This window comes from Streptomyces odontomachicola, from assembly GCF_039605595.1.
Lineage (GTDB): Bacteria > Actinomycetota > Actinomycetes > Streptomycetales > Streptomycetaceae > Streptomyces.
The window spans coordinates 24133-42816 of record NZ_JBCFOK010000012.1 but is presented as its reverse complement, the minus strand read 5'-3'; the positions used below and the strand labels follow the sequence as shown (position 1 = coordinate 42816).

The following is an 18684-nucleotide window of genomic DNA, read 5'->3' as shown; positions in this document are numbered from 1 at the left end:
GGACCAGGGGCGGCCACGAGGCGAGCCCGCCGCGCGTCCGGCTCGCCTCCGGCTCGCGTTCGAAGCGTTTGCATACGTATCGACGACGGGTGTCGTACGGCCGTACCCGCGTACCCCCGCGCGTCCGCGGAGCGGGGCGCACCGGCATCGGCGCGGATCGGCGGACATTGCGGACGAAGGGCGCCTCATACGAGTTGGCGGAGTTGGCACGAATGAGCGGATGCGCACGTCGCGGGCCTCGGAGCGGCGCGCGGGCCAACCCGCGCCGCACGTCCGGGGGTTGGGGTGAAGGGCGCCGATTCCCGGGTTGCTCCCTCACATCCGTCGCCGCGCGGACGACCACTGCCCGTAGACTCCCCCTAGTGACACGCCCGGGATCAGCGGCAGACTGGCAGCCGTGACCGGTCCGGCCGGGCCCGGCGGGTCACCGGCACCGTGGGGTTATCAGGGAGGAAACGTCGTCGTGAGCAGCAGGCCATCCCGAGGCGCTGCTCGCCTCGCCGCCATACTCGACGCACTGCCCGATGCGTTGCTCTTGGTGAACTGCAACGGCACGGTGGTGAACGCGAACACCATCGCGCTGGAGACCTTCGAGGCTCCGGGCACCGCGCTCGTGGGGCGCGGACTGCTCGATCTGCTGCCCGAGTTCGACTCGAAGCGGATACCGGGGTCGATGCGCAGGCCGGACGAGGACGAGCAGATCCAGGGGCGCCAGAAGCCGACCCGCATGGTCGCGCGGCGTACCGACGGAAACCAGTTCCCGGTCGAGGTGACCAGCGCGAACCTGGAGGACGGGCGCACCCCGTACGCCTCCGCCTTCGAGGCGGCGTTCTCCGACCACGGGCTGGGGCACGGCAACACGTACACCGGTGACGAGCTGCTGATGCTGGTCGTGCGCGATCTGACCGGCACGCTCGACACCGAGGCCGAACTCGCCCGCCAGCAGCGGCAGACCGAGATGATCCTGCGCGCGGCGTCCGAGGGCGTCGTCGGCGTGGACACCCAGGGCCGGATCGTGCTGGTCAACCCTGCCGCCGCGCAGATCCTCGGCTACCGCGCCGGCGACCTGGGCGGGCAGGAGCTGCACCCGCTGGTGCACCACTCGCGCCCGGACGGCACGCCTCTTCCGTACGAGGAGACGCCGCTCGCCAACACGCTCAAGTCGGGCCGCAAGCACCGGGTCAAGGTCGGCCAGGTGCTGTGGGCGAAGAACGGCCGCTCGGTCCCGGTGGACATGACCACCGCGCCGGTGCGGGACGGCGAGCAGCTCGTGGGCGCGGTGCTGACCTTCGCCGACCGGCGTCCGTACGAGGCGCTGGCGGGGCGCCACGAGCAGCTTCTCGCGGTGCTGGACGACGCGCTGCGCAGGCCGCTGGACCAGCTCCGCGACGAGCTGGCGGGGCTGGCGGCCGACCCCGCGGGCAACCTGTGGCCCGAGGCGAACCAGATCCTGCACCACCTCGCGGCCGGGTACGCGCGGATGACCACCCTGGTCGACAACGTACTGGGGTATCAGCGGCTGGACGCGGGACGGGAGAAGCTGCGCCGCGTCACGACCCCGCTGGACGCGGTGGTGGCGAGCGGCGTCGAGGGCGCCGTCGAGCTGATCGGTCCCGGGCGGGCGCAGTTCGCTGTGCACGCCCCTCCGATAGAGGCCGAGGTGGACGCGGAGCGGCTGTCCACCGCGCTGGCGCACCTGATCGCGGACGTGGCCGGGGTCGACGCGACGGGCAACGCGCCGGTCGCGGCGCCGGCCGGCGTGGACCCGACGATCGTGGTCGCGGCGGCGAAGCGCGGCGAGGTCGTACGCATCGAGGTGCGCGGTCCCTACGGCGGCGGCAGCCCGGTGCACGAGCCCATCGTGCGCGGCATCGTGCAGCGGCACGGCGGCGTGCTCCAGACCCACGAGGTGCCGGGCAACGCGGGCGGCAGCGCGTACGTGCTGGAGGTGCCGGTCGCGGCGTCCGGGGCGGCGCAGGCAGCCGGCGCCAAGGGCGCGGGCCAGGGCACGGCCGGCGGCGACGCGACGAGTGGTGACGGCACTCAAGGCGGAGGCACGCAGGGCGGCGGCACGCAGGCGCGGAACGAGGGCGCGCAGCCGGACGCGACGCAGGGCGGCGTCCGGGGCGGCGCCGACGGCACGGACGGCGCGGGGGCCGAGGTCCCCGCGGGCGGCACGGGTGGAGCGGTCGGGCCGATGCCCGGCGAGGCCCCGGGCGAGGTGCCGGCCGGCGCGGCCGAGGGCGGCGCCGAGGGTGAACTCCCGCGCCAGCGCGAGGGCGAGACGACCGTGATGCCGGTGCCGGGGCGCCCCGTACGGGGTACCGAGGCCCGGCACGCCGCGGGCGGCGAGGCGCACGGCGTGGACGGTGTGGACGGCGCATGGGGTTCGGGCGCCAGCCCGGACGGCGGCGCCGAGCAGCCGGAGATGACGCAGCCCGAGACGATGCAGCCCGAGGCCGAGCAGACCGGCGCCGGGCAGCCGACCGGGCGCAGGCGCGGACGCCCCAGCCCCGCGGAGGAACAGCACGAGCAGGCGGCCCCGGGCGACACGGGCGCGCGGAGCAGCGCGCTCGCGCTGCCCTCGGCCGAGGGCGCCGAGGCCGGTGCCGTGCCGGGGGCCGGGGTCGATCAGGCCACCATGCCGGTCCCGTCGCAGGGTTCGGGCCGCAGGGCGCGCAGGGCGCTCGCCGCGCCGGACGAGGAGCGGCAGGACGGCGGCACCCCCGCGCCCGGTACCGAGGTTCCGGACGGCGGGCAGAATCCGCCGCCCGGCAGCCGCAGGGCGCGGCGGCTCGCGCGGGAGCGCGCGGAGGCCGAGGCCGCGCAGCAGGCACAGCAGGAGCCCGGCGCCGCGCAGCAGGGCGAGGAGGCCCAGGCCGCGGAGGGTCAACAGGGCGCGACGGGGCCCGCGTTCGCGATGCCGGGGCGCATGGAGCCGGTGCCGCCGCAGCCCGTACCCCCGCAGCAGGAACCGCAGCAGGAACCGCAGCAGCCGGCGGGACCGCAGTCCGCAGGGCCGCAGGCCGCCGCGCAGGAGGGCGGGGAGGCCGCGGCGCCGGCCGGGCCCTTCGCGCTGCCGCCCGCGCCGGAGCCCGCTGGTCCCGCGCCCGATGCGGCGCCGGGTCAGCCCGTACCGCCGCAGCCGATGCCGTACGAGGCGCGCCAGGCGCTGTCGGACGGGGCGGCGGCGGCCGGCGCGTACGAGGGCCGGGAGCTCGAACCGGCCACGGCGGGCGCGCAGATGACCCGGCAGCAGGACGCGCAGGCGGCGCAGCAGTGGCCCGAGGCCCCGGCGCCCGCGCGGCCCGAGCCGCGGGGTGACCAGCCGCAGCCCGTACAGCAGCCGGAGCAGGCCCCGGCCACGCAGACTCAGCAGCCGCAGGCGGAGCAGGCTCAGCCGGAGCAGGACGGGCAGGAGCAGGCGCCGGCCCCCGCGCGCAGTGAGCACTCGCGGGTGGCCGCGAGCCCCATCCTGGGCGGCGGGCCGCTGCCCGAGCAGCACGGTCGTCAGGAACTCCCGGCGCCCGCCGAGGAGTCGGGGCCCGGGCCGCGGGTGCGCACGCTCGGGCAGGGCGTGCCGTTCGCGCAGCGCCTCGACCAGGCGGGGCAGCAGGGGCCGACGGGCCAGACGGGGCGGCACGGCACGGTGCAGCCGCAGGGCCAGGCGCAGGCCGGGCTGCCCGCTCCGGCGCCGGCCGCCGCCATACCGTCCACCCCCTCGACGCCGCCGCAGCCCGGTTCGGGGCGCCGCCGCAAGCTGGCGACGCCGCCGGACGAGGAGGCGCCGCAGGCCCAACAGCAGGAGCAGGCGCAGGCTCCCGGCGGCGGTTCGGCGGTCGCGCCGCGCCAGCCCCAGCAGGGCGCGGGCCCGATGCCCCAGCCGCAGCCCCAGCCGGGGACCGAGGGCGGCGCGCGGGAGTTCAGCATCGGCGCCCCCGAGGCCGGTGCCGGTGAGGGGCCCGAGCCGCTGGACGGTCCTGACAGCCCGGTCGAGGTGTCGGACGGGCGCGGGCTCCAGCTCGCGCAGGGCGTCGACGACGAGCTGCCGCCCGAGCCGCTGGACAACCCGCGGCGGCTGCTGGTGTGGCCCGAGCCGGACAACTCCACCCAGCAGGCGCTGTCCGACCGTGGCTACCGGCCCGTGATCGTCAACTCCCGCGAGGAGGTGGACGCGCAGATCGCGGCCTATCCGGCGGCGCTCTTCGTGGACCCGCTGACCGGGCCGATCACCCGGACCGCGCTCCAGTCGCTGCGTACGGCTGCGGTGGCGGCCGAGGTTCCGGTGCTGGTCACGGCCGGGCTCGGGCAGGCGACGCGGGAGGCGGCGTACGGCGCCGATCCCGCCGTGCTGCTCAAGGCACTCGCGCCGCGCGACAGCGAGCAGCATCCTCCGCGGGTGCTGCTGGTGGAGGAGCACCAGGCCATCGCGGGCGCGCTGACGCAGTCGCTGGAGCGGCGCGGCATGCAGGTCGCGCACGCGCCGACGGACGCCGAGGCGGTGAACGCCGCGAGCCAGATCCGGCCCAACCTCGTGGTCATGGACCTCATGCAGGTACGCAGGCGGCGTGCCGGGATCATCGACTGGCTGCGGGTGAACGGGCAGCTCAACCGCACCCCGTTCGTGGTCTACACGTCGGCGGACATGGACCAGGACGAACTGCCGCGGCTCGCCTCGGGGGAGACGGTCCTCTTCCTCGCCGAGCGCTCCACCAGCGCGGACGTACAGTCCCGGATCGTGGACCTGCTGACGAAGATCGGCGCGAGCTAGCCGGGCACGCGACCGCGCGCGAAAAGGGGGTGAAGGGGCGCGTGCCCCTTCACCCCCTTCGTACGATCCCGGCGAGAAGGCGGGTCAGACCCGCGTGACGTCCAGCTCCCCCGCCGCGTACCTGCTGCGCAGCACCTTCTTGTCGAACTTGCCGACGCTCGTCTTCGGCACCTCGGTCACCACCGCCCAGCGCTCGGGAAGCTGCCAGCTCGGCAGCCGTTCGCCGAGGAAGGCCCGCAGTTCGGTGTAGGTGACCTCGCCCGCGCCCTCCTTCAACACCACGGTGGCGAGCGGGCGTTCGCCCCACTGGTCGTCGGGGACGGCGACGACGGCGGCCTCGGCGACCGCGTCGTGGGCCATCAGCGCGTTCTCCAGGTCGACCGAGGAGATCCACTCGCCGCCGGACTTGATGACGTCCTTCGCGCGGTCGGTGAGCGTCAGATAGCCGTTCGGGGTGATCATGCCGACGTCCCCCGTACGCAGCCACCCGTCGGGGCTGAACTTGTCCTCCGGCCGGATCGGCTGCTCACCGGCCCCGCCGAAGTACGCGGCGGCCACCCACGGTCCGCGCACCTCCAGCTCGCCCTGCGAGGCGCCGTCCCACGGGGCGATGCTCCCGTCCGGCGCGATGAGCCGGGCCTCGACGGAGGCGGGGAAGCGTCCTGCGGTGACCCGGTACGGCCACGCCTCCTCCTCGCTGAGGCCGCCCGGCGGGTGCGCGACGCTGCCCAGCGGCGAGGTCTCGGTCATGCCCCACGCCTGGCAGACCCGCACGCCGTAGCCGTCGAAGGCCTCGATCATGCTGGGCGGCACGGCCGAGCCGCCAATGGTGACGGTGCGCAGGCTGCTGATGTCCCGCGGCTTGGAGCCGAGTTCGGCGAGCAGTCCCTGCCAGATGGTCGGCACGGCGCCGGCGTGCGTGGGCCGCTCCGCCTCGATCATCTCGGCGATCGGCCCCGGCTGCAGGAAGCGGTCGGTGAGCAGCATGCTCACGCCTGTCAGGAACGTGGAGTGCGGCAGCCCCCAGGCGTTCGCGTGGAACATCGGCACCACCGGCATCGAGGTGTCCGCGTCCGTCAGCCCCATCGACTCGCTCATGCCGACCTGCATCGAGTGCAGGTACACCGAACGGTGGCTGTAGAGCACGCCCTTGGGATCGCCGGTCGTCCCGGAGGTGTAGCAGAGCGCGGCCGCGCTGCGCTCGTCCAGCTCCGGCCAGTCGTACGTGGTCGAGCGCCCGGCGATGAGCTCCTCGTACGCGTGCACCGAGGCTCCCGCGCCCTCCAGCACCGAGGTGTCGCCCGGGCCCGAGACGATCACGTGCTCCACCGAGTCCATGCGCGGCAGCAGCGGCGCGAGGAGTTGCAGCAGCGATCCGTCCACGATGATCACGCGGTCGGCGGCGTGGTTGACCGTCCACACCAACTGCTCGGCCGGCAGGCGGAGGTTGAGGGTGTGCAGCACCGCGCCCATGGAGGGGATCGCGAAGTACGCCTCGACGTGCTCGGCGTTGTTCCACATCAGGGTGCCGACACGGTCGTCGGGGGCGACCCCGAGCTGGTCACGGAGCGCGTGCGCGAGCTGCGCGGCGCGGGCGCCCGACTCAGCGAACGTACGCCTCCGTGGCTCGCCCCCGCCGGTCCACGTGGTGATCGTCGAACTGCCGTGGACCGTGGAACCGTGGGTCAGAATGCGCGAGATGGTCAGCGGTACGTCCTGCATCGTGCTCAGCACCGGGGGCCTCCCGAAGTATGCGGATGGGTGCGCCCGTCACCCGCGTACGCACAAGTAACGAGGTCATCCTTCGGAAGCCTGCCACCGACCGGACGGTATGTCACGGGCTGCGGGCAGGTCCGTGAGGATCACACATCCCCTAGGGGTTCCCTGAGCGAACCCTGAGACGCCCACCCCGCGACGGCCCTTAGGCGGCGGCAGCCAGTCCCGCCCCGTGTGCGGTGCGCGCGGCGCCGCGTGCGGTACGGGATCCGCGTACTCCCCGGGCGGCGGGCACGGCGGCCGGCCCGGGCCCCGGCAGCGCGCCGGTCTCCCGGGGCGCTGCGGACCCGACGCCCTGCTCGCGGTCGGAGTCCCGCACGCCCCTGGCCAGTTCGGGGTCCTCCCTGAGCTTGACCAGGGCGCGGGAGACCGCGCTCTTCACGGTGCCCACCGAGACGCCCAGCAGCTCGGCGGTCTGCGCCTCGCTGAGGTCCTCGTAGTACCGCAGTACCACCATGGCCCGCTGGCGGTCGGGCAGCTTGCCGATCGCGCGCCACATCGCGTCCCGCACCGCCTGCTGCTCGGCCGGGTCGGGTCCTGGCGCCACCTCGGGCTCGGGCAGCTCGTCGCAGGCGAACTCGTCCACGCGTCGCTTGCGCCACATCGACGTACGGGTGTTGACCAGCGCCCGCCGCACATAGCCGTCCAGCGCGCGGTGGTCGGTGATGCCGTCCCACGCGAGATAGGTCTTGGTCAGCGCGGTCTGGAGCAGGTCCTCGGCGTCGCTCGGATTCGCGGTGAGCGACCTTGCGGTGCGCAGCAGTACCGGCCCGCGGGCCCGCACGTACGACGTGAACGTCAGCGGTGCTGCGTCCGTCGCCGTGCGGTGCTCCGCGTCCCGGGCGGTCCCCGTCGTGGTCATGCCTCAAAGCTAGAAGCGGCCTTACCCCTGCCGGATCGCCCACAGGTCCCGAAGCGGCATCCGCCTGTGGGCGTAGAGGTGGTGCGGGCCCCACCTCCTGAAGGTGTAGGGCCCACGCCCTCCGGCTCAGGGTCCCCGGGAACCTCCCGCGCCCCTTACGGGGTCACGGCACACGCCCCGTGCGGGGCCCGCACACCCCTTACGGGGTCAGGGCACGGCTTACGGGGTCAGGGCACGGCCGCCACCGGGGCGTCCACCGCGTTCCGGTCGATCTGGATCTTCTGTCCGCCGTACGTCTTGGTGGTGTTGCCCTCGAACTGGTGGACGCGGCGGTGCGGGTACCAGGAGCCGGGCGGCAGCACGGGCTCCCTGTCGACCTGCGGCTTCTTGGTCCAGCGCGCGAACCACACCGCGTGCGGCAGGCTCCCGTGGCCCTCGGCGCGCGCCCTGGCCATGTGCTTGATGCCCGCGTTGGAGCTGCTGTAGAGGCCGGGGACATAGCCGTTCTTGCGCACCGCGTAGTTCCACGCCTGGATGAAGTGCCGCGTGGTGACGGCGCACCTCGGGTGCTCCCACCACCGGTACATCTCCATGTCCAGGTAGAGCGCGCTGCTGCGGCCCAGGCCGAGCGCGCTGGCACGGCGCACCGCGTCGCGGCCCTCCTGGACGCCCTGCATGACCGGGTGGCGCGAGCTGATCAGCGTCTTGCGCTTGTGCTGGGAGGTGACGCACGGCGACTGCGATCCGACGTAGATGGGCAGCATCCGCCAGCCCATGCGGTCCACGCCCCTGACCCAGCTCGGGGTCAGGTTCTCCTGGTTCGGGCAGTGCCTGGCGCGGCCCCCGAAGTAGATGCCGACCCCGCGGAACGGCGAGGACTGGCGCCAGGCGCGCATGGTCTGGAACGAGGGTGCCTTGCAGGTGTCGAAGGCCTGCCCCCGGAAGTGACGGACCGCGCGCGCCTCGGCGCGCGAGCCCTCACCGGAGTCGGACGACGCGGCGTGCTGGGCGGTACCGGGGCTCGTGGCGGCCCCGGAGGCGGCGGGCACCAGGCCCGTGCACAGGGAGGCGAGCGCGGCCAGCAGGACCACGAAACCTCGCATGATGTGACTATTCAGGCGCATGGGGTGAGTGAAGAAGATCTGCCCCGGCACCCCCGCGAGGCACGCCAGCACGCCCCGCGGTTTCAGCCGTCTGCCGCAGCGCGGGTGGCGCGCGCTTGCGTCCGCGCGTCCCGTGCGCACACCTGCCCGTGCGCACGGAAACCCGCGAAATGGCAGGTCACCGCGCCATGTCCCGGACTCCCCGCTAGTCCCCCCTCAGCACCAGCCCCGAGGTCGGCACGCCCGTGCCGGCGGTGACCAGCACGTGCTCCGCGCCCGCGACCTGGTTGACCGCGCTGCCCCGTACCTGCCGGACGCCCTCGGCGATGCCGTTCATGCCGTGCAGGTACGCCTCGCCGAGCTGCCCTCCGTGGGTGTTCATGGGCAGCGGGCCCTCCGCGGTGAAGTCGGCTCCTTCGCCGCGCCCGCAGAAGCCGAACTCCTCAAGCTGCATCAACACGAAGGGCGTGAAGTGGTCGTAGAGGATGCCCACGTCGATGTCCTCGGGCCGCAGCCCGCTGCCCGCCCATAGCTGCCGCGCGACCACGCCCATCTCCGGCAGCCCGGTGAGCCCGTCCCGGTAGAAGCTGGTCATCTGCTCCTGCGCGCGGCCCGCGCCCTGCGCGGCCGAGGCGATGACCGCGGGCGTACGCCGCAGGTCACGGGCCCTTTCCACCGAGGTCACCACGATCGCCTGGCCGCCGTCGGTCTCCTGGCAGCAGTCCAGCAGCCGCAGCGGCTCCACGATCCAGCGCGAGGCCGCGTGCTCGGCGAGGGTGATCGGCCGCTCGTAGAAGTACGCGTCCGGGTTGGTCGCCGCGTGCCGCCGGGCGTTCACCGCGGCGTGCCCGAACGCGTCCGGGGTCAGCCCGTAGGTGTGCAGGTAGCGCTGCGCCGCCATCGCCACCCAGGACGCCGGGGTGAGCAGGCCGAAGGGGAGGGCCCAGCCCATCGCCGTACCCTCGGCCGAGGGCTCGCGCTGCTGCACGCCCGAGCCGAAGCGGCGGCCCGAGCGCTCGTTGAACGCGCGGTAGCAGACCACCACGTCCGCGACCCCCGAGGCCACGGCGAGCGCCGCCTGCTGCACGGTCGCGCACGCGGCGCCGCCCCCGTAGTGGATGCGGGAGAAGAAGGACAGCTCGCCGATCCCGGCGGCCTGGGCCACGGTGATCTCGGGGCTGGTGTCCATGGTGAAGCTGACCATGCCGTCCACGTCGCCCGGCGCGAGCCCCGCGTCGTCCAGGGCCGCGCGCACCGCCTCGACGGCGAGCTTGAGTTCGCTGCGCCCGGAGTCCTTGGAGAACTCCGTCGCGCCGATCCCCGCGATCGCGGCGGCGCCGCCCAGCCTGTCCGGTCCGCGCAGGCTCACGACGACACCACCACCGTGCCGGTCACATGCTTGCCGATCCTGTTGCGCCCGGTCACCGCCACCTCCACGCGCCCCTCGTCCACCGACGTGACCTCGCCGGTGAACTCCATCTCGTCGCCCGGGTAGTTGGGTGCGCCGAGCCGCACGGCGACCTTGCGCAGCCGCGCTCCGGGGCCGGCCCACTCGTGCACGTACCGTCCGACAAGACCGTTCGTGGTCAGGATGTTCATGAAGATGTCGGGGGAGCCCTTCTCGCGCGCGGCCTCCGCGTCGTGGTGCACGTCCTGGAAGTCGCGGGACGCCACAGCGCCCGAGACGATCAGCGTGCGGGTGACCGGTATCCGCAGCGGCGGCAGCGCGTCCCCCACCGAGCAGTTCCTCATGCCACGCCCTCCCCGCTGTCCACCGCACTGTCGGCCGCCCGGAAGACGGGCAGCTCCAACTCCTCGTCCACACGCAGGAACTCCAGCTCGACCGGCATCCCGATGCGCACCTTCTCGTACGGCACCCCGGTGACGTCCGAGATCATCCGCACCCCCTCGGCCAGCTCCACCAGCGCCACCGCGTACGGCGGGTCGAAGGCCGGGAACGGCGGGTGGTGCATCACCACGTACGAATAGACCGTGCCGCGACCCGAGGCGCGCACCGTCGACCAGTGCTCGGAGCCGCACGCGTTGCACCCCGGCAGCCAGGGGAAACGCAGCGCCGCGCAGTCCTCGCAGCGCTGGATCAGCAGCTCGTGCCGGGCCACGCCCTCCCAGAACCCCGCGTTGTCCCGGTTGATCACGGGACGCGGGCGCCGCGCGGGCTTCTCCTTCTTCTCCGCGGACGAATGCTTCCCGCTGCTCGAACCGCCCTTGGCGGGCTGGTACTTGAGGATCCGGAAGCGATGGGTCCCCGCCGGCTCCCCGTCCGCGGTCACATCCATCCGCGTCGTCACGAAGTAGCCGGTGCCCAGCTTCGTCGTCTTGCGCTCCGACACCGACTCGATCACCGCGTCGAAGCCGATCTCCTGCCCCGGCCGCAGCGGACGCAGATACTCCTGCTCGCAGTCGGTGGCGACCACGGCCCGGTATCCCGACTCCTCCAGCGCGCCCAGGAGTTCGTCGTACGCGGACGACCTCCCCGAACCCCCCGGATGCCCGGAGAGCCCCGCCATGGTCCACACCTGGAGCATGGTCTCCGGCGCGCTGCCGTCCTCGGGCACCGGATGCCCCAGCGCCTCGCACCAGTGCCGGATCATCGGCTCGTTGACCGGGTCCCTGCCCTTGCCGCCCGACGCGGCCGGCCTGCCCTCGTACGCGCGCAGCCGCTCTTCCAAGTCGTCCCGCGCGCCCTGCCGTTCGTGCTGGTCCTGCTGGTCGTGCTGGCGCTGGTCGTGCTCGTGAGGTCGGTCGTCCACGGCGTCCCTCCGCCTCCTCCGGGTGCCGGGCCAGAGCGATCTGACTGTCCGTCAGATATGGCGCGCGTGTCAACCCTTCTCCCCGCGCACGCGACTGCGCGCCCGCCGCCGGAACCCCTTCCGACGCGGACGCGCAGCCGCAACCCTGCCCCATGAACACGCCCGGCTCGGCGTCGCCGAGAGCCGTGCGGCTAAGCGGTCACCAGAGGTCGTTGAAGGTCACGGTGTTGTTCACGGTCTGGTTGTCCTGGTCGACGACCGCGCCGTCACCGTTCACATTGGCGTTGTTGGCCTGGTTGGTGTTGGCGCCGTTGCCGACGGCGGCCTGCCCGTTGGCGGCCGAGTTCGATCCGTTGCCCGCGAAGGAGCCGTTGTCTGCCTGGGCCACGCCGCCCATGAGCACGAAGGCGAGCGGAACGGAAGCGGCCGCGGCGATCACACGGGCGGTACGGATGCGTGCCATGTCTTTCCTCCGGAAAGGTCGCGCTTTGTGCGCACCGTGATCGGTACGCATGGTGAAGCCTTGAAGTCCTTTGTGCTGCAAGGCAGTTGGCCTTCCTGCCTCGCCCTGACGACGTCGCGGAACCAGAGTTGCCCACCCGAACCCGGCGAACCACTCCCTCCGGGCTCTTTCGCCCGCACGCGTGATGATGTGTCGATAAACCCACCTTGCAACCATCTCCGGCGCGGCACGGCACCCACGACGCGGCGCCACCCCGCGCCTCCCCCTCCACCGCCCGGGAGAAATCGTTCCGCCCCTGGTCGGAACCCGGGGCTCCACCCGGCGCGACGCCAGGGCGCACGGACACGAGCGCTTCCCCTGCCCGAACTCCCGTACGAAACTGGGGAGATGGCCACCACGGCTCTGGAGCACGCCCTCGCCGCCGCCGCGCGCGGCCTCCCGGTCTTCCCGCTGACCCGCGGCAAGCTCCCCGCGATCCCCTCGCCGCACCGCTCCGACTACTCTCCGTGTCGGGGAGAGTGCGGACGGCACGGCCACGGGGTGCACGACGCGGACGCCGAGCCGGCCGCCGTGCGCGCGCTCTTCGCCGCCGCGCCCTGGGCCACCGGCTACGGGGTCGCGTGCGGGCGGGCGCCGCTGCACCTGATCGGCCTCGACCTGGACGTGAAGCACGGCACGGACGCGCTCGGCGAACTGGAACGGCTCGCCGCGGCGCACGAGTTCACCGTCCCCGCCACCGTGACCGTGCTGACCCCGAGCGGCGGGCTGCACCTGTGGCTGCGCGGCCCGGGAAGCCCGCACGTGCCGAATTCGGCGGGACGCCTCGCCCCCGGCATCGATGTACGGGGCACCGGCGGCTACCTCGTCGGCCCCGGCTCCGTGACCTCCGGCGGCGTCTACCGCCTCGCCCCCGGCGCCTCGGCGCTGGCCCCCGCGCCCGTGCCTCCCGCGCTGCTGCGGCTGCTCACGCCGAAGCCGCAGCCGCCGTTACGCGGGACGCGCGCGTACGGCTCCGGCCCCTCCGACGGCTCGGCGCTGCTGCACTTCGTGCGCGGCGCCCGCGAGGGACAGCGCAACGCCCGCCTCTTCTGGGCCGCCTGCCGCGCGTACGAGACCGGCCACGGCGACGCGCTGGCAGGCCCCCTCACGGCGGCCGCGGTCTCCACCGGCCTGCCGGAGCGCGAGGCCCGCGGCACGGTGGCCTCGGCGGCGCGGCACATCGGGCGGGCGGGGGCGGATCAGACGGACAGGGTCAACGGCCCGCTGCCCAGGGCGACGTGAAACCGCCGCCGGTGCCCCTGTCGGTTTCGCCGCCGGCACCGCCGTTCGCGCCGCCCTCGGGATGCTCCCGCGGGTGCCCTTCCGGTCGAGTGCCCGCCTCCGCCGTGCGTTCCGCCTCCGCGAGCCGGGTGCGTACGTCCTCGAGCGCGCCCTCCTGGCGCCCCGGCGACCACTCGCGCAGCTCGGCGAGGCGGCGGCCCAGCCGTACCGTCTCGTGCGTGTCCTCCAGCCGCTGCCAGCAGTGATGCGCCCGGTCGACCGCGCCTGACACCTCCTCGGCCTGCGGGTCCTGGCCGGTCTGCAGCCGGGTGCCTGCCGCGTGCAGCCACAGTTCGCAGCCGCGCGCCGCGTCGCCCGAGCGGTGCGCCAGGTCGGCCCGCACCTCGGTCCAGTGGATCGCCTCCTCGGACCCCGGCCCGCCCTTGCGCAGCGCCGCCGTCTCCCAGGCGATCGCGATGGCCATGGCCTCACCGTGCCGCCCGTCCCTGGACGCGTCGGCGATGGCCTGGAGCGGGTCGGCGGGCGTGGCGGCGGCCGGGGGCCCGGGCGGCGCGGCGGGTGGGGCCGCAGGTGGAGCGGGGGCCGCGGGCGCGGGAGTTGAGGGTGCGGGCGCTGCGGGCGGCGGGGGCTGTGCCGCCTCCGGTGACGGCCCCGCCCCGGGAGCCGGGGCCTCTCCGTACGCGCTCTCCCCATACCCGCTCGGCGCGGGCGGCGCCCACTGCCCACCCGCGGGCCCGCCGTCGTACTCCGCGAATCCGCCGTATCCGCCGCCGTGTCCGCCGGCCATCCCCCCGTACTGCGGCGGCGGTGGCGGGGCCAGGAACACCTCGCGGCCCGTCGCCCCCGCGTCCTGCACGGCCTGCTGGGCCGCCTGCTGGTGGAGCTGCCACATGGGCGGGCGCTCGGCGGCGTTCCGCAGCAGTCCCGCGAGGGCCCGGCTGTAGAGCGGCGCCCTGCTCTGCCGCTTCGCGGGCGGCGGCGCGAGGCAGCCGTACGCCTCGGGCTCGCCTATCAGCCGGTGCCGGTGCACCTCCTCCTCCGCGATCAGGTCGAGCACCAGCGTCGTACTGCCCGGCGCGCGCCCCGCGAGTTCGGACTCCAGCCAGTGCCAGGGCAGTCCCGTGTACCGCACGGAACGCGGCGAGGACTTGGACAGCGCCAGGTGCGGCAGCCGCTGCTTGGAGTCCAGCAGCAGTTCCCCCGCGATGTAGAGGAGCAGCGGCCCGCGGTGCGCGGCGGCGGTGCGGAGCTGCGCCAGCACCGCGTGCGGATCCCCGGGGTCGGCAAGCTGTACGACGGAACCATTCGCCGCGCCCAGCAGAACGCGCGGCGGCACGGCGGCAAGCGCCGGAAGGGCCTCGGTCGCGGCCAGCGCGGGGTGCGCGCCGGCCGGAGTGGCCGCGATCAGCAGCCCGTACCCCTGCTCCTGCACCTCGTCCTCCCCATCACTCCCCATGCGAGCACCGTAACCGCTCGCGCTCGCGGAGAGCCCGGATGTCCGCGGGGAGGCCCTTCTCCGGCGCCCCGCGGCCCTCCCTTCCGCCGCCCTGCCGCCATACGGATGACGTTTGTCCGACGATCCGCGAATCGGAGTGTCGGTGCAGAGATTTCTCGTACCGACCCACACGATGTGAAAAGTAGTCAGACAGGAACGAAGGGAACGGGCAGCCATGCAGCTCGGAAAGATCTGGAACGCGTTCGTCGCGGCAGTCGCCGCGCTCCTCGCCGCACTCGGTTTCGCAGCCCCGGCGACCGCCGCGGCCAAGACCACGCAGAACGCCGCGGAGAACGCCACGAACGCCGCGGGTGCCGCCGGCACAGCGAAGAACGCCCAGGAGCCGCGCACCGCGCACTCCGGCGCCGCGCGAAACGCACCGGATACCTCCGAATTCGCCGCACAGCCCCGGCTGCCGCAGCAGTCCGCACTGCCGCCCACGATGAAGCAGCGCATCGGCGCCGAGGCGCACGGATCCTCGCCCGCGACCCGCGGTTCCGCCCCCGCCGACACGGAAACGGACCCGGTGCCGACGCCGCCATGACCCCGCCTCCCTGCTGGGGCAGGGCGCCCGGAGACACGGTCTCCGGGCGCCCTGTTGTGTGTACGGGGTTCTGCGGGGCTCTGCGAGGTTCTGCTGGGCTCTGCGGGGTTCTGCTGGGTCCGTCAGCCTCCGTGTGCCGGCTGCGGGGCGCGGCGCGACCGCTCCTCCAACTCCTCCAGCAGCGCGGGCAGTTCCGGGGCCACGGCGAGATCGTCGAGGGTGGACGCTGACAGCAGCCCCGTGGCGGAGATGCCGCGCAGCGCGTCCAGCATCGGCGTCCAGAAACCGCCGGCGTCGAGAAAGCCGACGGGCTTGGCGTGGAAGCCGAGCTGGCGCCACGACCACACCTCGAAGATCTCCTCCAGCGTGCCGAGCCCGCCGGGGAGGGTCACGAACGCGTCGGCGCGCTCGGCCATCATCGCCTTGCGCTCGTGCATCGAGTCGCACAGCAGCAGCTCCGTGACCCCCTCGTGCGCCCACTCCCGCGCGACCATGCTGCGCGGCATCACGCCGACGACCTCGCCGCCCGCCTTCAGCGCGCTGTCGGCCAGCACCCCCATGAGCCCCGTGCGCCCGCCGCCGTACACGAGCCCGATCCCGCGCCGCGCCAGCTCGGCGCCCACCTGGGCGGCCAGCTCCGCGTACGCGGGATCGTTCCCGTCGGACGAGGCGAGAAAGACGGCGACGCGACGCATGGAGACCTCCGAAAAGACAGACCGGCGAATACCGACCGGTCCACCCGATCTACCACGCGCAGAGCGGCCGCGACGAAGCAATTACCGGAGGCGGACCGGCCTTACGACGCGTCGTTCACCCACAGCTGCCACTTGCCGCTGCTGCTCTTCTTGCAGTCCCACTGCGAGTAGGCCGAGTTCACGCCGTCGTTGTAGCAGGCCTGCGCGGTTCTGTAGGTGCCGACGTAGATCCACGTCTGGGCACCGGGCACGGCGGGCGCCGGTGCCGCCTGCGCGGTGGCGGCGGCGCCACCGGTGAGCAGAGCGGCCGCCAGTGCGGCGCCGGCGAGAGCGGTACGAGTACGCATGTCTTCCCCTTCGAAGTCGTGGTGGTGCGGACGGCGTCATGCTGCACGGCGGTACGGGGCGAGGGGAGGCGATCGCCCGTCCCGGACATGTCCCGGACGCGTCCGGACAGGCCGGGCACGCGCTGACAGGGGTTTCTGCGCCCGTCGGGCCGGAAGGGGTAGCCCGCTGTAGTGCGGTCCGCGGCCGCCTTACCGCACACTCATGCGCATGAGAACAGCTGCGAAGAGCCTCCCGTACGCCCTCGCCGTCCTCCCGACGGCGCTGGCCAGCCTGCTGATCCCGCCGTTGCTCGCCCTCGGCGTGGTGACCACGGGGCTGGGCGGACTGGGGCTGTTACTCGTACCGAAGTTACTGAGCGGCGTGCGGCGTTGGGCCGAGTGGCACCGTTGCCGGGCCGCCGTTCTGCTCGGCGTGGAGGTCACCGCGCGCCGCAGTCCGCTCCCCAAGGGCGTACGCGCCCAGTGGAAGCACCTGCGTGCTGCCCCCGAGACGCGGCGCGACCTGCGCTGGGTGCCGCGGCACATCGGCACGGGACTGCTCGTCGGCCTGCTGACCCTGCTGTGCGCCGGCATCGCGGCGGGCGGCCTCTTCACCGCGGCGCTGTGGTGGACGCTGCCCTCGGGCTCCCTGACCACCACCGGCATCACGGTCGACGACTGGACCACGGCACTGGCCGTGGGCGGCACGGAGGCGGCGGCCGGAGCCGCGCTCCTGCGGTGGGCCGTCCCCGCACTCGCCCGCCTCCACGCCCGTACGTGCCTCGCCGCCCTGGAACCCTCGGCCGAGGAGCGGCTCGCCGAACGGATCGGCGAACTCACCGAGTCCCGCGCGGGCGCCCTGGACGCACACGGCGCCGAACTGCGCCGCATAGAACGCGATCTCCACGACGGCACCCAGGCGCGGCTGGTCGCCATCGCCATGCGGCTCGGCGTCGCGCGCGAGGCGCTGGACGGCGACTCCGAGGTGCTCGCGAAGCTGCTCCGGGAGGCGCACGAGGGCGCCGAGGAGGCCATGGCGGAGCTGCGGCATGTGATCCGCACCATGTACCCGCCGGTGCTCGCCGACCGCGGCCTGGCCGGCGCGGTCTCCGCCGCGACGGCCGGCTGCGGCATCCCGGCCGAGGCGACCGTCGGCGACCTGGGCCGCCTGCCGGCTGCCGTGGAGGCCGCCGCGTACTTCATCGTGACCGAGTGCCTCACGAACGCGGCCAAGCACAGCGGGGCTTCGCGGGTCGCCGTACGCCTCTCCCGCGGCGAATCCGGCGAGGGTGACCGGCTGCTCATCGAGGTCACCGACGAGGGACTCGGCGGCGTCGACGAGTCCCGCGGCAGCGGAGTCCTCGGCATACGCCGCCGCGCCGCGGCCCTGGACGGCACCGTCCTGGTCTCCAGCCCCGTCGGCGGCCCCACCGCCGTCACCGTGGAGCTGCCGTGCGGGTCGTGATCGCCGAGGACAACGTGCTGCTGTCCTCCGGCCTGGAACTCCTCCTCGGCACCCGCGGCATCACCGTCGAAGCCGTGGTGACGGACGCGCCGGGCCTGCTGGACGCGGTCCCGCGGCTGCGCCCCGACGCCGTCATCGCCGACGTACGCCTCCCGCCGTCCTTCCGCGACGAGGGCCTGCGCGCCGCCGTGTCCCTACGCCGCGAACTGCCGGGCCTGCCGGTGCTCGTGCTGTCGCAGTACGTGGAACGGGTGTACGCGCGCGAGCTGTTGTCCGACGGCGCGGGCGCGGTGGGCTACCTGCTCAAGGACCGGGTGAGCCGGGTGGGCGAGTTCACCGACGCGCTGCACCGCGTGGCGGCCGGGGGCACGGTCATGGACCCCGACGTCGTCTCCCAACTCCTCGCCGGGAGCGCGCCGTTGTCGCAGCTCACCCCGCGCGAGCGCGAGGCCCTCGCGCTCATGGCCCAGGGCCTCGACAACAACGAGATCGCCGCCCGCCTGACGATCACCACGAACGCGGTGCACAAACACATCGGCAACATCTTCCACAAACTGGCCCTCCCCCCGACCGAGGGCGGCCACCGCAGAGTCCTGGCGGTCCTGGCATACCTGGAGGCCGCGGACAACACCGGTTGACGGCAGCGATCGGCGTACCGGAACACATAGCCCTCCGCGCCATCCGCCGTGCCCGAGGTGAGCGATGAGTAGCAGCGGCGGCCACCACGACCGCGCAATGCCCGCCGAGGAGAGTTCTCCTATGTCGCGACTCCGATTCTGGAGCGACCTTCTAGGGCTCACGCATCCGAAAGGACAGCGGAGGAGCGTAACCCGACGGATCGTAGAGGTCGTGTCGATAGGCGTAGTCGCTTATCTTCTGGGCCTCATCACGAACCACCAGCTCTAGCAAAACTGCATCCAGACGCTTTCTGGCACGAAACCGCGCCCCGCGGTGCAGATCAGCCCCTCTGCGCGCAGTCTTCCGGCCGCCCCTGTCATGCGGCACCCCTGTGCTCGCCGCGCCGCCCTCGGCGTCACCGCACCAACACGATCACGGGAACACCCGCATGCACATACGCGAGCTGCCGGCCGCGGCCCGAGAGCGACTCACTGACTGGAAAGCCAGGAGCTAC

Annotated in this window: 14 protein-coding genes and 1 pseudogene; 5 read left to right on the top strand and 10 right to left on the bottom strand. The window is 73.8% G+C overall.

What is annotated here, in order from left to right; all coding sequences use genetic code 11:
• Positions 1-463 precede the first annotated feature (463 nt).
• The gene (locus ABEE00_RS22015; RefSeq protein ID WP_345747334.1) at positions 464-4771 is read left to right on the top strand and encodes a PAS domain-containing protein; all 4308 of its coding nucleotides are present in this window, start codon (positions 464-466) and stop codon (positions 4769-4771) included.
• An 84-nt stretch (positions 4772-4855) separates the two neighbouring features.
• On the opposite strand, the gene ABEE00_RS22010 is transcribed toward ABEE00_RS22015, so the two are convergent.
• From ABEE00_RS22010 to ABEE00_RS21980, 7 genes and pseudogenes are all read right to left on the bottom strand, one after another.
• Positions 4856-6505 carry a long-chain fatty acid--CoA ligase gene (locus tag ABEE00_RS22010; protein WP_345747333.1) on the bottom strand — a complete coding sequence of 550 codons (1650 nt, stop codon included), beginning with the start codon at positions 6503-6505 and terminating at the stop codon, positions 4856-4858.
• A gap of 370 nt (positions 6506-6875) precedes the next feature.
• A pseudogene (locus tag ABEE00_RS22005) lies at positions 6876-7409 on the bottom strand (SigE family RNA polymerase sigma factor); the annotation flags it as partial.
• Positions 7410-7636: 227 nt separating this feature from the next.
• A complete protein-coding gene (locus ABEE00_RS22000; RefSeq protein WP_345747332.1) occupies positions 7637-8512 on the bottom strand; it encodes a DUF1906 domain-containing protein in 876 nt (291 codons plus the stop codon).
• Between the two features lie 205 nt (positions 8513-8717).
• Positions 8718-9881 (bottom strand): lipid-transfer protein, encoded by a 1164-nt coding sequence (locus ABEE00_RS21995; protein ID WP_345747331.1) that lies wholly within the window; start codon positions 9879-9881, stop codon positions 8718-8720.
• Positions 9878-10264: a MaoC family dehydratase gene (locus ABEE00_RS21990; protein ID WP_345747330.1), complete on the bottom strand. Its 387-nt coding sequence runs from the start codon at positions 10262-10264 to the stop codon at positions 9878-9880. The genes ABEE00_RS21995 and ABEE00_RS21990 overlap by 4 nt, the downstream gene beginning before the upstream one ends.
• A complete protein-coding gene (locus ABEE00_RS21985) occupies positions 10261-11202 on the bottom strand; it encodes a bifunctional MaoC family dehydratase N-terminal/OB-fold nucleic acid binding domain-containing protein (RefSeq protein ID WP_345747504.1) in 942 nt (313 codons plus the stop codon). The genes ABEE00_RS21990 and ABEE00_RS21985 overlap by 4 nt, the downstream gene beginning before the upstream one ends.
• 280 nt (positions 11203-11482) lie before the next feature.
• On the bottom strand, positions 11483-11746 hold the full coding sequence (locus ABEE00_RS21980) for a hypothetical protein (RefSeq protein WP_345747329.1): 264 nt from the start codon (positions 11744-11746) through the stop codon (positions 11483-11485).
• 387 nt (positions 11747-12133) lie between these two features.
• On the opposite strand from ABEE00_RS21980, the gene ABEE00_RS21975 reads away from it, so the two are divergent.
• Positions 12134-13027, top strand: coding sequence for a bifunctional DNA primase/polymerase (locus ABEE00_RS21975; RefSeq protein WP_345747328.1), 894 nt, complete (start codon positions 12134-12136; stop codon positions 13025-13027).
• Here ABEE00_RS21975 and ABEE00_RS21970 read toward each other — a convergent pair.
• Positions 12999-14483: a hypothetical protein gene (locus ABEE00_RS21970; protein ID WP_345747327.1), complete on the bottom strand. Its 1485-nt coding sequence runs from the start codon at positions 14481-14483 to the stop codon at positions 12999-13001. The genes ABEE00_RS21975 and ABEE00_RS21970 overlap by 29 nt on opposite strands.
• Positions 14484-14697: 214 nt before the next feature.
• On the opposite strand from ABEE00_RS21970, the gene ABEE00_RS21965 reads away from it, so the two are divergent.
• Positions 14698-15066: a DUF6344 domain-containing protein gene (locus ABEE00_RS21965; RefSeq protein WP_345747326.1), complete on the top strand. Its 369-nt coding sequence runs from the start codon at positions 14698-14700 to the stop codon at positions 15064-15066.
• A 122-nt stretch (positions 15067-15188) separates the two neighbouring features.
• Here the strand turns inward: ABEE00_RS21965 and ABEE00_RS21960 are convergent, their stop codons facing one another.
• Together ABEE00_RS21960 and ABEE00_RS21955 are read right to left on the bottom strand one after the other, a co-directional pair.
• Complete coding sequence (locus tag ABEE00_RS21960) at positions 15189-15761, bottom strand: LOG family protein (RefSeq protein ID WP_345747325.1); 573 nt, start codon at positions 15759-15761, stop codon at positions 15189-15191.
• A 101-nt stretch (positions 15762-15862) separates the two neighbouring features.
• On the bottom strand, positions 15863-16108 hold the full coding sequence (locus ABEE00_RS21955) for a hypothetical protein (protein ID WP_345747324.1): 246 nt from the start codon (positions 16106-16108) through the stop codon (positions 15863-15865).
• A gap of 208 nt (positions 16109-16316) precedes the next feature.
• Here ABEE00_RS21955 and ABEE00_RS21950 point away from each other — a divergent pair, with 208 nt between their 5' ends.
• A complete protein-coding gene (locus ABEE00_RS21950; protein ID WP_345747323.1) occupies positions 16317-17552 on the top strand; it encodes a sensor histidine kinase in 1236 nt (411 codons plus the stop codon).
• A complete protein-coding gene (locus ABEE00_RS21945; protein WP_345747322.1) occupies positions 17540-18190 on the top strand; it encodes a response regulator transcription factor in 651 nt (216 codons plus the stop codon). The genes ABEE00_RS21950 and ABEE00_RS21945 overlap by 13 nt, the downstream gene beginning before the upstream one ends.
• Positions 18191-18684 lie beyond the last annotated feature (494 nt).

Coding starts and splice junctions, on each gene's coding strand:
- ABEE00_RS21990 (WP_345747330.1), bottom strand. CDS start 10,264: ATGAGGAACTGCTCGGTGGGGGACGCGCTGCCGCCGCTGCGGATACCG.
- ABEE00_RS22000 (WP_345747332.1), bottom strand. CDS start 8,512: ATGCGAGGTTTCGTGGTCCTGCTGGCCGCGCTCGCCTCCCTGTGCACG.
- ABEE00_RS21980 (WP_345747329.1), bottom strand. CDS start 11,746: ATGGCACGCATCCGTACCGCCCGTGTGATCGCCGCGGCCGCTTCCGTT.
- ABEE00_RS21965 (WP_345747326.1), top strand. CDS start 14,698: ATGCAGCTCGGAAAGATCTGGAACGCGTTCGTCGCGGCAGTCGCCGCG.
- ABEE00_RS21950 (WP_345747323.1), top strand. CDS start 16,317: ATGAGAACAGCTGCGAAGAGCCTCCCGTACGCCCTCGCCGTCCTCCCG.
- ABEE00_RS21975 (WP_345747328.1), top strand. CDS start 12,134: ATGGCCACCACGGCTCTGGAGCACGCCCTCGCCGCCGCCGCGCGCGGC.
- ABEE00_RS21955 (WP_345747324.1), bottom strand. CDS start 16,108: ATGCGTACTCGTACCGCTCTCGCCGGCGCCGCACTGGCGGCCGCTCTG.
- ABEE00_RS21970 (WP_345747327.1), bottom strand. CDS start 14,483: ATGGGGAGTGATGGGGAGGACGAGGTGCAGGAGCAGGGGTACGGGCTG.
- ABEE00_RS21960 (WP_345747325.1), bottom strand. CDS start 15,761: ATGCGTCGCGTCGCCGTCTTTCTCGCCTCGTCCGACGGGAACGATCCC.